This window comes from Neisseria basseii (genome assembly GCF_962707005.1).
GTDB lineage: Bacteria > Pseudomonadota > Gammaproteobacteria > Burkholderiales > Neisseriaceae > Neisseria > Neisseria bergeri.
This window is the reverse complement of record NZ_CAUIXH010000015.1, coordinates 31,524-44,983: the sequence shown is the minus strand read 5'-3', so window position 1 is coordinate 44,983 and position 13,460 is coordinate 31,524. Positions and strand designations below refer to the sequence as shown.

The 13,460-nt window shown below is 49.8% G+C and carries 9 protein-coding genes and 2 pseudogenes; 4 read left to right on the top strand and 7 right to left on the bottom strand.

Annotated features, from left to right (window positions below; translation table 11 throughout):
* From Q9I99_RS08390 to Q9I99_RS08380, 3 genes and pseudogenes are all read left to right on the top strand, one after another.
* A pseudogene (locus Q9I99_RS08390) lies at positions 1 to 571 on the top strand (septum formation inhibitor Maf); the annotation flags it as partial.
* Entirely contained in the window at positions 568 to 927 is a 360-nt protein-coding gene (locus Q9I99_RS08385; protein ID WP_002215099.1) for an immunity 8 family protein, read from the top strand. The pseudogene Q9I99_RS08390 and the gene Q9I99_RS08385, both read left to right, overlap by 4 nt.
* 123 nt (positions 928 to 1,050) lie before the next feature.
* Entirely contained in the window at positions 1,051 to 1,266 is a 216-nt protein-coding gene (locus Q9I99_RS08380; RefSeq protein WP_301666835.1) for a hypothetical protein, read from the top strand.
* Between the two features lie 189 nt (positions 1,267 to 1,455).
* Here the strand turns inward: Q9I99_RS08380 and Q9I99_RS08375 are convergent, their stop codons facing one another.
* The 3 genes from Q9I99_RS08375 to Q9I99_RS08365 form a co-directional block, all read right to left on the bottom strand.
* Complete coding sequence (locus Q9I99_RS08375; protein ID WP_003709240.1) at positions 1,456 to 1,995, bottom strand: SMI1/KNR4 family protein; 540 nt, start codon at positions 1,993 to 1,995, stop codon at positions 1,456 to 1,458.
* A 354-nt stretch (positions 1,996 to 2,349) separates the two neighbouring features.
* Entirely contained in the window at positions 2,350 to 4,557 is a 2,208-nt protein-coding gene (gene uvrD / locus Q9I99_RS08370; protein ID WP_301666836.1) for a DNA helicase II, read from the bottom strand.
* 119 nt (positions 4,558 to 4,676) lie between these two features.
* Positions 4,677 to 4,922: a helix-turn-helix domain-containing protein gene (locus Q9I99_RS08365; RefSeq protein ID WP_003753308.1), complete on the bottom strand. Its 246-nt coding sequence runs from the start codon at positions 4,920 to 4,922 to the stop codon at positions 4,677 to 4,679.
* 146 nt (positions 4,923 to 5,068) lie between these two features.
* On the opposite strand from Q9I99_RS08365, the gene Q9I99_RS08360 reads away from it, so the two are divergent.
* Positions 5,069 to 5,302, top strand: a complete 234-nt coding sequence (locus tag Q9I99_RS08360; protein WP_301666837.1) for a YgdI/YgdR family lipoprotein — start codon at positions 5,069 to 5,071, stop codon at positions 5,300 to 5,302.
* An 881-nt stretch (positions 5,303 to 6,183) separates the two neighbouring features.
* Here Q9I99_RS08360 and Q9I99_RS08355 read toward each other — a convergent pair.
* The 4 genes and pseudogenes from Q9I99_RS08355 to polA form a co-directional block, all read right to left on the bottom strand.
* On the bottom strand, positions 6,184 to 6,564 hold the full coding sequence (locus Q9I99_RS08355; protein WP_301666850.1) for a hemagglutinin repeat-containing protein: 381 nt from the start codon (positions 6,562 to 6,564) through the stop codon (positions 6,184 to 6,186).
* A gap of 105 nt (positions 6,565 to 6,669) precedes the next feature.
* Complete coding sequence (locus tag Q9I99_RS08350) at positions 6,670 to 7,038, bottom strand: hypothetical protein (protein WP_003712418.1); 369 nt, start codon at positions 7,036 to 7,038, stop codon at positions 6,670 to 6,672.
* Between the two features lie 377 nt (positions 7,039 to 7,415).
* Positions 7,416 to 9,815: pseudogene (locus tag Q9I99_RS11465) on the bottom strand (hemagglutinin repeat-containing protein); the annotation flags it as partial.
* An 845-nt stretch (positions 9,816 to 10,660) separates the two neighbouring features.
* Complete coding sequence (polA, locus tag Q9I99_RS08335) at positions 10,661 to 13,453, bottom strand: DNA polymerase I (RefSeq protein WP_301666838.1); 2,793 nt, start codon at positions 13,451 to 13,453, stop codon at positions 10,661 to 10,663.
* Positions 13,454 to 13,460 lie beyond the last annotated feature (7 nt).

Below are 13,460 nucleotides of genomic sequence, written 5' to 3'. Positions count from 1 at the left end.
AGCAGAGGCCGCAGGTACGGTTTGGAGAGATAAAAAAGTAGAACTTAACCCGACCAAATGGGATTGGGTTAAAAATAACGGCTATAAAACACCTGCTGCCCGACCTATGCAGACTGTAGACGGGGAGATGGCAGGTGGGAATAGACCGCCTAAATCTATAACGTCGGAAGGAAAAGCCAATGCTGCAACTTATCCTCAATTAGTTAATCAATTAACTGAGCAAAACTTAAAAAACATTGCTGCACAAGATTCAAGGTTAGCAAGTGCTGTAAATGATTGGAAAACAATACAACCAAATAAAAAGGGAGAAATTAATTTTGGTATTGGTTCTGCGACTCGTCAAGAGGCTGAACAGTTAGGAAAAATTTGGGTTGGAGACGGAGCTAAACCAGTTAATAGCCCATCTTGTCAAGGATGTATGTTAAGTGCAGATGGCACAAGGCTATATCGTCCTCCAACTACAAAATCAAACACCCCTGAATCACTTAACCCAACGGGAGTGCAAGCTAATTTTGTTACTAGAAGTGTTGATGGAAAAACCTTAACTAATGGACATTTGAATATAAAATGATTAAATTGGATTTAAAAAGCATAAATTTATATGATATTGATTTTGAAAAATTTACCCCCGAAATTCCAGATAATTTTCATAGATGGATAGATTTGGATATCGGAATCGAAGGAGAACAAGGCTCATCTATTTTTTCACTTTGCATTTGTTCTCCTAAATGGATTTCCCATCATTGTAATAAAGAAGGTTTTTTTTGGTCTAATGCATTAATATTAGAACAGTTTGATCATAAGATTATTAAAAGTGAAATTGATAAAATATTAGAATATTGCTCAAAAGAAACTTGGGATTTGACACTTTCAAACTTATTACGATTTTTTTCTTGGGAATTCGAAGATTACAATCCAAACACATAAGAGCAATTTGGGATGATAAGTCTGGAGCAATTGTAATTAGAGACCCAAATTCAAAAGATGGTGGGACTGCATTTAGACCAACCTTAGGCAAAACTTACTTTGACAAGCAAAAATAAAATTATTATGAATATAATCAATTACAAAGATGATGACATTATTATTTCTTTAACAAGAGAAGAGCTTCAATTATTGCGTTCCCTTGTTATTGAAATTTATGCAGGTGTTTGCATAGATGCAGAAGAATTTGAGATTGTGTCAGGAATTCGCAATCCTCAATTAGTACAAGAGCTGGAACAACATTTAATTGAAGCATATAATTTAATGGATACAAAAGGATAACCGAATTATATTTGAGATAGCTCCAAATTTGATAAGTTCTGTTAATAATGTCAATGCTGTCGGGGACAGTTTTTCTTTGCAAAGGTCTTGGATGGCACGTTCCGCCGAATCGTTTTCCTTACAGATTCAACCGGTTATCTGTTATTTCTCCCGTTTTCCCTTGATGATTCTGGTTTTTCAACCGCCGTTTTATATTTCTTCGTCAATAAACTCATCTTCATGCCGCAAGCTGCGGATAAAGGTTTCAAAATCGGGGGCGAGTTCGACGATTTCAAAATCCGATTCTTGTTCGACAAACACCACTTTCGGCTCGCCGTCTTTGCCGCACGCCCGATAGTCTAAGGCAAACAGGGCATGACCGCCTGACGGGTCGTTGGCAAAATACACGCCGATGGGCGGATATTCCCATTCTTCCAGCCAAAGTTTTTGCCCTGTTTCGCCGCACAAACTCCCTTCTTTTTCAAAACCGATTCCCGATACCTCGCAAATTTGCACATGATTTTCCGCCCACGAATTTCTCTGCGTGGTCGGAAAGCAGTTTTTGACAAATATTCCGCCGTTTTGTACTGCCATCAATTCAATAAAACTTTGCGGCAATTTATAGCCCAGTTCACTTTCTACGGCAGCCAAAATTTCAGGGGTAAACGGGGCTTCTTTGTAATTTTCATCCGCCCAACTGTCGGATTCCCATACGGAGGACAAATCAAAATCTTTAAAAACTTGGGACATAACGTTCTTCCTTATTGATTTCAGCTATAAACAGGGGGTTGGGTATTCATACCCGGCTTTTACCGTCCGTCATTCCCACGCAGGTGGGAATCTAGGACGTGGAATCTAAAGAAACCTTTTATCCGATAAGTTTCCGTGCCGAAAGGTCTGGATTCCCGCCTGCGCGGGAATGACGGCGGAGGTTTGGGCAAAATTGCCCTTCCCGTTTTCAGACGGCCTTTTGCCTTGTCCTTGCTACAGTTTTTTCCGTAGGTCGGATTCTCGAATCCGACATCTCCAACAGCGGTTTTTCGGAAACGATAAACGCGTCAAATTTTTTTTGTCGGATACAAGTATCCGGCCTGCATTTTAAATTTACATCGCTTCCAATTTCGCAAACTTGGTATCCAGCTCTTTCACACCCTGTTTGCCGAAGTTGATGGTCAGTCGGGCGGATTCGCCTTTGTCTGCGGCATCGATAATCACGCCGGTGCCGAATTTGGCGTGGCGGACGTTTTGTCCGATACGGAAGCCTGCGTAGGTTTGCGGCTGTTTGTAGTCGTCGATGATTTTGTCTTTGGGCGCGGCGGTTTGGCGCGGGCTGCCGTAGCCGTCATAGGCGGTTTTTTTGACGGACAGGTAATGCAACACTTCGGGCGGGATTTCTTCAACGAAACGAGAGACGATGCCGAATTGGGTTTGCCCATGCAGCATTCTTTGCTGTGCCATGGTGATGTAGAGGCGTTTGCGGGCGCGGGTGATGGCGACGTACATCAGGCGGCGTTCTTCTTCGAGGCCGCCGCGTTCAGCAAGGCTCATTTCACTGGGGAAGCGGCCTTCTTCCATGCCGGTGAGGAAGACGGCGTTAAATTCCAAGCCTTTGGAGGCGTGGACGGTCATCAGTTGGACGGCTTTTTCGCCTGCGCCTGCTTGGTTTTCGCCGGACTCGAGGGCGGCGTTGCTCAAGAAGGCGAGGATGGGGAAGGCGGGGTCGTCTGAAATGTTTTCAGGCAGGGTTTCAAAGTTGCTGTCTTCGGGTTTGAACTCGATGGCGGCGTTGACGAGTTCGTCGAGGTTGTCGAGGCGGTCTTGGTTGTCGCCTTTTTGGGTTCGGTAGTGTTCGGTCAGGCCACTGTCTTTGAGGATGCCGACGATGATTTCGGACAGGGGCATTTGTCCGACTTGGTTGCGCAGGGCTTCAATCAGGCGGACGAAGGCGGCGGTTTTGGCGGCTTTCGCGCCGGCGTTGCAGGCGGCCTGCCAGAGGGAAACGCCCTGCTCTTGCGATGCCGTCTGAAGGTTTTCGATGGTGCGTGCGCCGATGCCGCGCGGTGGGAAGTTGATGACGCGCAAGAGGGCGTTGTCGTCGTCGGGATTGACGGCGAGGCGCAGATAGGCGAGGGCGTGTTTGATTTCTTGGCGTTCGTAAAAGCGCAGGCCGCCGTAGATTTTGTAGGGTATGCCGCTGCGGAACAGGCTTTGTTCGATAACGCGGGATTGGGCGTTGCTGCGGTAGAGGACGGCGATTTCGTCCAAATTCCAGCCTTCGCGTTCGAGGGCTTTGGTTTCGTCCACGATGAATTGGGCTTCTTCGAGGTCGGTAAAGGCGGAGTAGTAGCAGATTTTGTCGCCTGCTTCGGCGTCGGTGCGCAGGTTTTTGCCGAGGCGTTCGTCGTTGTTTTCGATGACGGCGTTGGCGGCGGCGAGGATGTTGCCGACGGAGCGGTAGTTTTGTTCGAGTTTGACGGGCGCGTCGATGTGGAATTCTTCCATCAACGCGGTCATGTTGCCGACGTTTGCGCCGCGGAAACGGTAGATACTTTGGTCGTCGTCGCCGACGGCAAAGACGGCGGCATTGTTGCCGGCAATCAGTTTCAGCCAGGCGTATTGCAGCTTGTTGGTGTCTTGAAACTCGTCGACCAGAATGTGATTGAAGCGGTTTTGGTAATGCTGGCGCAGGATTTCGTTGCTTTGCAGCATTTCGTAGCTGCGGAGCATAAGCTCGGCAAAATCGACCACGCCTTCGCGTTGGCAGATTTTGTCGTATTCGGCGTAGCACTCAATCATGCGGCGCGTGTGCGGGTCGGGCGCGCTCAACACGGAAGCGCGCAAGCCGGATTCTTTTTGCGCGTTGATAAAGCCTTGCAGCGAACGCGGTGCGATGATTTCTTCGGCGATGTTGAGACTTTTGAGCAGACGTTTGATCAGGGAGAGTTGGTCGCCGCTGTCGAGGATTTGGAAGGAAGAGGGCAGGCCTGCGTCGCGGTGGTGCAGCCGTAGAAAACGGTGGCAGAGTCCGTGGAACGTGCCAAGCCACATGGCGCGGACGTTGACGGGAATCATCACGCCGAGTCGGGTTTGCATTTCTTTGGCGGCTTTGTTGGTAAACGTTACCGCCATAATGCTGTGCACGCTGGCTTGTCCGCTTTGCAAAAGCCATGCGATGCGCGTGGTCAGCACGCGCGTTTTGCCGCTGCCTGCGCCTGCCAGAACGAGGGCGGATTGTGGCGGCCAGGTTACGGCGGAGAGTTGTTCGGGATTCAAGCCTTGCAGGAGGTTGGGGGCGGATTCGTTGGGAAACATAGGGATGCCGTCTGAAAAGTGGAATGCGCTATTTTAATAGAAACGGAAGGATGCCGTTTGAAAACAAAACAGAAACTGTACGATGGCGGCCGGAGGCGGCATAGGGCGGGTCGCCGACATTATCTGAGTTGCAGCAGGTCTTTTCTAACCAGTTCTTCCAAAGGCATACCCAACGCATCGGCAATCTGACCCATCACATCAATGGAAACCGAACGGCTGCCGCGTTCTATTTCGCTGATATAGGTTTTGCTTACGCGCGCACTAAAAGCCAACTCTTCTTGAGAAAGCTCTTTCAAACGCCTGACCTGCCTCATATTTTGGGCGAAGATAAGGCGGTAGGGGTTTGGGGTGGTCGGTTTTTCCATGCAGTGAGTATGGAAAAATCCCAATATTCAAACAATAAACTATAGCTTGTTAAAATAAAACTATAGTTGAATAAATTTGTAAAATAGAATAATATTTCAAATGCAGCACATCAAAATTTTTTAAATTTTATTCAGAAGGGTAAAAAATGAGAGTAAACCGTATTGCTTTAATGTCGGTATCGGCAGCCCTCTTGGCTGCCTGCGCCACACCGTATGTATATTGGCATAAGGACGGGGGCTCCAAGCAAGAGGCACTCGACCAATTGGGCTACTGCCGCAAAGATGTCGATGCAAACCGTTTGGAAAAACAGAAAGCCGCCAAGCTGGTTTTCTACTGCATGAAAGCCAACGGTTACAGCCTGATGAGGGGATACCGTTAAGCAGGCTCAAGACCGCCTGACGACGGTTGGCACGCGGCCGGGCGCGGGGAAGCCTTATATATTGCACCCAGCCAAAGGGGCGCATTACTTTTCTTTCCCGCAAATCCTGAAAACAAGGCGGTGTCCGGATGGGTTTCAATCCCGCAGCGGCGGGGAAATATTTTGTATCCGGTAGGGCGGTTTGCCGACCGAACGTAGGAATAACCGCCTTGCAACAGCCGGAATCGTACCGATTGTTCAAACACCGCCGGAACAAACGGCTGCGTTTCAAAATAGTGCCGCGAAACAAATGGGGGCGGATAAAGTTGTTTTAGTTCGAAAAATTAACAGGCCGTGTTTTAATATAGTGTTGATATATATACTTATCTCCAATTTATTCAATAGGATAGCTTTCTTCCAAACCAAAAAATAATTGTCTTTCCCCTTGCGGATAATTGAAATCAACAGATTACTAAAACACAACCAAGTTAAAATATCTTCAAATGATGGCAAAATGCGTATCCGGCATTTCAGACCGGCAAATCCGCACCATCTGAAAACACAGCCGGAGCCCGATGCCGTCTGAAACCCGAATTGTCGGGCTTCAGACGGCATCGGGCGGGTTTTGGGTTTCAACCGTCGCGCGCAACTAAATAGGTATCCAGGCTACGGCTTACTGGCGTCGATTTTGTGATAGTGCAAAAACAATTGAAAAAACAGTTAAAATTAAGACATTTTCCAATGCCTGCAAAAATTCCGTATCAAAAAATAACCACTGCACACAAGCTGATATAAATAATGATTTCAAAGCAATAAAAATGAGAAATCCAACTTTATCCAAATTTTCGTTATCGTCCCAAAATATGTTTGTCAACGGATACCATAAATACTTTGTCATTAACTTAGACAGTCCAAAAATTGGAACATATAAGGTAAGCGTAATGAACCATACAAACATCGGCGTCGATGCGTTTTGCATGGGCTTGGGCACCGTTCAGCACGGTATTGCCCTTGCTGCTGAGCTGCAGTTTGTCCGATTGCAGCAGGGTGTTTTGATGGGTTTGGCTGTCCGAACGGTTTTTGCCTTTGCCGTAGGCCGCTTCGGCATAGATATAGACACTGGTTTGCGCACCGACGGAAACCCCGACGCCGACTTGTACGCCGGCATTGCGGTTTTTGCCGTCCTGATGTTGGCTGTCTTGGGCGGAGAGCAGCCGGATGTCGCGTGCGGAATCGAGGCGGATGGTGTCGCCCGCAGTAATGTTGCTGCCTTGGACGGTAATGTCGCCCTCGCGGCTGCGGATATTGATGTCGCCGCCGGCTTTCAGGCTGTCGATTTAGCTTTTGGCCTATGATGTTTCTTCGTTTTTGCAATTAAGCTCTAATTTTTATTTTATATATATTTTCTCATACAAGGGAGAAGCACAAATATTTTCCCAACCAAACTCTTTAAGCACCTGCTTGGCTAATGTACGTATATTTCCCCATTCCTGACTATATAATCCTGATTCATCAAGCCAAATGAAATCGAATCCATCTCCACTAATGCTAGATATATATGCATTTAAATTTAATAGCATTTCTTTTTGTCTAGTTGTCAAGATACTTCCTTTATCTAAACACTCTTCAAATGCATCAGTGAATTCCAAAACAATTTCCTCCCCAGCAGTATGCCTAGATCCTGTAATTTTTTTCTGAGTATCAGGATCTTGAGTCATGGCAACAACAGACCAACGCAAATTTGATAACTCATCCATAAATAATCCTTTCATTTATATAAGATAGTTGCTTTTTCATTTGTTTTATTATACGTTTTAGGGTTAACTATTTTAATTTTCCCTTTATCTGTTGTAGATATTTTATAGTATTCACCACCATGTCTTCCTCCTCCTGGATGAACTTGAATTTGAGTGATTGTTTTATGACCTTCTATTTTTACAATAAGTGCCTTTCCACTTCCTTGTGTGCTTTGTCTAACAGTTGCTTTATATCCAGCATTGTTAAAATGCTCTGCAATCCTTACGGCTGATAATCCCCAAATGGATTGAGGGTTATTTTGCCAAATAGAAATTAATTGTTGAGAGTTTATTAGCTGCTTGGATTCATAAACTGATGCTGTACTTCCCTCTAAAATTTTAGAGTTAAATATTTTTTTAATTCCGTCGGGCCGTACCACTTTTACCGCATTGTCCGACCACGTTACCACAGAGCCTTTCGGTATCAGCTCTCCGTTGGCCAGGCGTTGCTCCTGCGACAGGGTAACGGTTGTTCCTTTTACCGCTTGGGGGCTTTGGGGAATGCGGGCTTCGCCGACAGGAACAGCCTTTCCGGATGGAGCCTCGGCCTTGCGGACAATTTTGCTTAAATTCCCGGCACTATTCACTACCTTTGCGGCGGCAGGCGAGCGGACAATGGCAGATGCCGTCCCGCCACTGACAACCATAAATGCTGCATTGGTTCCAACCCGGGCATCAAACATTGCGTCCATTCTGCCTGCAAGTTGCGGATTGTTGATATATGCTTCGTCGCGAACCGCTTTCCAGTTTTCGTAGGACATCACAACTTTGTTGACTGTTTGCACGGGACTGGAAACGGCTTCGGCCAATGGAACAATGGTATTGTCCCACGGGTGGCGTATGCCCTCCCATGTGCCTACAACAATCTCTTTGGCTGCCAGATAGGATGCTTCTAATTCATAGGCTTCGTAAGAGCGGATGTAAAGGTCTTTGCCCTTTGGATTGTTTTGGTAGATCTTATCTGCTCTGGCTCTCAGGCTTCGTTCGCCGGGTGTGAATCCGTCCAAACGGTCTAGGGCATTATTATTCTCCACCGCATTCTGCCCCAACACGCCCCCTACTTGCGCATTGAACAGGGCATTGGTGTTTGTGCCGCTGGTGCCGTTCAGACTGCCTCCCGCCGCACCCACCACCGAAGCAAGCGCCCCGGTCTGCGCTTTGATCTCTTCTTTAATGTGCTCGGGTAACAGGTTGGGATTGAATTTTCCGCTTATCGGGTCGATGGCAGTGCGGCCGTCGTCGTATTGTCCGGCCAGATACCCGGCTGCGCGTTCGGCGGCAACGGCAGCGCTGCCGCCGACAAGCGGGTCGGCGCCGTTGGCGTAGGCCAAGGCCGCGCCGAGCATAAAGTGGCCGATTGCTTGCGCGGCTTCGTTTTTGTTTTCACCGTGGCCGAAGCGCCTGCCGATGGCGGCTGCGGCATACGGCGCCAACGTATTGGCCGCCAGCTGCAGATCCCCCTGGCCGCCCAATGCGCCGGTAATCAGGGTTTCGGCGGCGCTAAGCGCACGGCTTTTGCTGCCGCCTACGCCCCAGCTTCGGGCTTCTTGGTAGGCTTGGGCGTAGGCGGGGGAATGGGCCAGCATCTCCTGCTGCCGTTGTGCGTCGCTTAGGCTGAGATAGTGTTCGTAGCTGCCGTCGTTTTGTTCTTTCAGACGGCCTTCGTGGGCGGCCTGTTGTTTTTCCAGCTCTTCGGCTGCCGCTTTGGCACGGTTGCCCCTATAGGTGCCGACGGCACTGTGGATGGCGGCAGTCGATCGGGCGACGGTTTGCTGTTTGTCGAGTAGGTTTTGCAGATCGGGAACGCTGTCGGCACCGTGATGGGCAGTGGCCGAATCGGTATGGATGCCGAGGGCGCGGGCACTGGTTTTTTTGCCGCCGATGGTGATGTTGCCTTCGCTGAGCAGCGAGCGGGTATAGCCTTGGCTGTTACCGCTTTCATGTTGCGGCAGGGTGGGGCTGTAGTTGAAGCCTTTGTTCATGTTCTGGCCGGCGGTTTGGGACGCACGGCCGAAGGCGCTTTGATTGAAGCCGTCGCTGCCTTTCAGGCTACCGCCATAACCGGCACCGATACCCATGCTGCTGGCACTGTAGCTGCTTTCGTTGCGGATGTCTTCAAAGCTGAAACTGCGGGCGGTGAGTTCGTTGTGATCTTTATCTGCGGCAGAAGCGATGGCACCGCCTTTGAGCCGGACGCTGTCGGCTGTGATGTGGTAGCCGCCTTCGCCGGCAAAGAGGCCGCTCTGGCTGCCGACGCTGCGGCTGTGGCCGCTGGCTTTGCTTTGGTTGTAGTTGCCGGATACGCTCCATGCGGTACCGAGCGCGACTTGGGCGCGGATGCCGCCGCCGCTTTGTTTGCTCTCCTGTTCGACAGTGTCCTGCGGGCTTTCGATATAAAGGGTGCCGCCGACATCGGCGTCGATGCGTCGGGCATGGGCTTGGGCACCGTTCAACACGGTATTGCCCTTGCTGCTGAGCTGCAGTTTGTCCGATTGCAGCAGGGTGTTTTGATGGGTTTGGCTGTCCGAACGGTTTTTGCCTTTGCCGTAGGCCGCTTCGGCATAGATATAGACACCGGTTTGCGCACCGACGGAAACCCCGACGCCGACTTGTACGCCGGCATTGCGGTTTTTGCCGTCCTGATGTTGGCTGTCTTGGGCCGACTGCAGCAGGATGTCGCGCGCGGAATCGAGGCGGATGGTGTCGCCCGCAGTAATGTTGCTGCCTTGGACGGTAATGTCGCCCTCGCGGCTGCGGATATTGATGTCGCCGCCGGCTTTTAGAAATCATATCTCCCTGAGTTTAAATAAATAGACTCGTCTTCAGACTCTGTTAAACAACCATTGAAAACACTATCTATACTTAAAATATAGTGTCCGTGGTTATACGATATGTAATTACAATTCCCCCAGCCAGGCACGTTATAGCTAAAAAAATTACATCCTAAAATTTCATGTGGATAAATATTAATCTCGCTTAAATTAGATGGGTATCTTCCTTTCTGAGTTTTAAACAAGTGAACTCTATTATTTATAAAAATTATTTTTTTCATGCAATTCTGTTGATCATATTTATTAAATAATATAGTAAATATAATTATTGCTGCAGTGACAAAAAATTTTCTCAATTATTTCCCTCCTGAATATTAGCGTATCCGCCAGTCATTGAGATTTCAGGAAAATACATTCCAATATATTTGGCCTGACTCAAATAAAGCCGATTTGTACCAAAAGGGTCGTTGAATAAATTGGCATAGGAAAAGATACCAAAATAATCAAATAAGTAAGTGTATAAAAAAACACTTCGCCAATAAATTTTTTTACTTCATACCTCCTCTTGGCTTTTATATCATTAGGATAAAACGACGTATCTTGAACAGGTATCCGATCAGAATTTCCAGATACCCATTCTTGACATTTATATCTGGATTTTTTCCATAAACCGGTAAATATACCTATAATGACAGCTGTAACAATACCGCAAACAATGTTTAATACTATTGATTTCCAATCATTCGAATCGGGTATTTTACTTCCTTAAATTTTGATAAATCAAAACGTAACAGTTCAATACTTGTGCATTCTCAATGTGCCTCTTCCCAATTCTCCCCTACGCCAACCTCAGCCACCAGCGGCACTTTCAACATCCCTTCATCCACTTTCGCCATAATCTGCGGCAGTTTTTCTTTGACTAAATCCAGTTCGGCTTCAGGTACTTCCAGTACCAGTTCGTCATGCACCTGCATAATCAGTTTGCTCTTCAGGTCGTCTGAAACCAGCCAGCGGGACACGTCTATCATGGCGCGTTTGATAAGGTCGGAGGCGGTGCCTTGCATGGGGGCGTTGATGGCGGCGCGTTCGGCTCCGGCGCGGGCGTTGGCGTTTTTGTTGCGGATGTCGGGCAGGTAGAGGCGGCGGCCAAACAGGGTTTCGACGAAGCCTTGGGCGGCGGCTTGTTCTTTGGTGCGCTGCATGTATTCGGCGACGCCGGGGTAGCGGGCGAAGTAGCGGTCGATAAAGTTTTTGGCGGAAAGGTTGTCGATGCCCAATGATTTGGCAAGGCCGTATTGCCCCATACCGTAGATTAAGCCGAAGTTGATGGTTTTGGCGTAGCGGCGTTGCTCAGGCGAGACGTTTTCGGGCGCAGTGCCGAACACTTCGGCGGCGGTGCGGCGGTGTACGTCTTCGCCGTTTTGGAATGCGGCAATGAGGGTTTTGTCTCCAGAGAGGTGCGCCATGATGCGCAGTTCGATTTGGGAATAGTCGGCGGAAACGATGACGCTGCCCGGTGGCGCGGTAAAGGCGCGGCGCACGCGGCGGCCTTCGGCGGTGCGGATGGGGATGTTTTGCAGGTTGGGGTTGTTGCTGGCGAGGCGGCCGGTAATGGCGACGGCTTGGGCGTAGGTGGTATGCACACGGCCGTCTTTGGGGGAAATCATTTCGGGCAGTTTGTCGGTGTAGGTGGATTTGAGTTTCGCCAGGCTGCGGTTTTGCAGGATGATTTTGGGCAAGGGGTAGTCGGGCGCGAGCTGTTCGAGCACGGCTTCGTTGGTGGAAATGCCGCCTTTGGCGGTTTTTTTCAGGCCTTTGATGGGGATGCCCATTTTGTCGAACAGGATTTCTTGCAGCTGTTTGGGCGAATTGAGATTGAACGGCTGGCCTGCGGCGGCGTAGGCTTCTTGTTCGAGCTTCATCAGCTCTGCGCCGAGTTCCGCGCTTTGGCGGGCGAGTTCGGCGCGGTCGATTTGTACGCCGTTGCGTTCCATTTCAAACAATACCTGCGCGACGGGCAGCTCCATTCTTTCATACATTTCAAGCTGTTTTTCGTCCATTTGCGTGCGCAGGTGCGCTTCGAGGCGCAGGGCGAAATCGGCGTCTTGGGCGGCGTATTCGGTCGCCTGCCCGATGGCGACGTCGGCAAAACCGATTTGCTTCGCGCCTTTGCCGCACAGCGATTCGTAGGTAATGGTTTCCAGGCCGAGCCAGCGTTCGGACAATTCGTCCAAGCCGTGTCCGAGATGGCTCTCGATGATGTAGGAAGCGAGCATGGAATCGCCGGCAATGCCGTTCAGCGCGATGTCGTAGTTGGCGAAAACGTGTTGGTCGTATTTGAGGTTTTGACCGATTTTTTTCAGGGCGGGGTTTTCCAAATGCGGTTTCAGACGACCTAATACGTCTTGCAAATCAAGCTGTTCGGGCGCGGCAGTCAGGCTGTGCCCTACGGGGATGTAAACCGCTTCGCCTGCTTGGAAGGCGATGCTGATGCCGACCAACGAGGCGTTCATCGCGTCTAATGACGTGGTTTCCGTATCAATACCGATTTTTTCCGCCTGCGCCAATCTGTCCAACAAGGCGGCAAACTGAGCTTCGGTGGTAACGGCTTGATAATCCAGCTTTTCGGGGGCTGGGGCGAGTTCGGGTTGTTTTTCAGGCTGTGTTTCCATCGCCAATACGGCTTGTTCGCCGATATGCTCACTGCCGAACAAATCGCCGTCCGCCGCTTCGTGCATACGGCTTTCCGCCTCTTTCAGCCAAGTGCGAAAGCCCCAGCGTTTGAAATCAACCGCAAGCTGCGACCATTTCGGCAAAGTACGGCGCAGGCTTTCGAGGCCGTCTGAAAGCTCGGTGTGCAAATCCAAATCGGTTTTAATCGTTACCAAATCATACGACAGCGGCAGGCGCGGCAGGGCGGCACGCAGATTCTCGCCGACCTTGCCCTTGATTTCCGAAGCGTGTTCCATCACACCGGCCAGCGAGCCGTAAGCTTCCAGCCATTTCACCGCCGTTTTCGGGCCGCACTTTTCCACGCCCGGCACGTTGTCCACCTTGTCGCCCATCAGCACGAGATAATCGCGGATTTGGTCGGGGCGCACGCCGAATTTTTCCTTCACGCCTTCAATATCCAGCGTTTCGCCGCTCATCGTGTTTACCAGCGTTACGCGCTCGTTCACCAACTGCGCCATGTCCTTATCGCCGGTAGATACCACCACGTTCCAACCTGCTTCGCTAGCCATCTTAGCCAAAGTGCCGATAACGTCGTCCGCTTCCACTTGCGGAATCACCAGCACCGGCCAACCCATCAGGCGCACCAAATCCGGCAAGGCTTCTGCCTGCGGGCGCAAATCGTCCGGCATCGGCGGACGCGTCGCCTTATAGTCGGGAAACATCTCGTGGCGGAAATTCTTACCCTTCGCATCAAACACTACCGCGCAATAATCGTGCACATAATCCGAGCGCAGCCGACGCAGCATGTTCAACACGCCATACATCGCCCCCGTCGGCGCACCGTCAGGCGCGGTCAATTGCGCCATCGCGTGATAAGCGCGGTAGAGATAAGAAGAGCCGTCAACAAGGAGAAGGGTGTGAATGGTTGCCATGATAGTA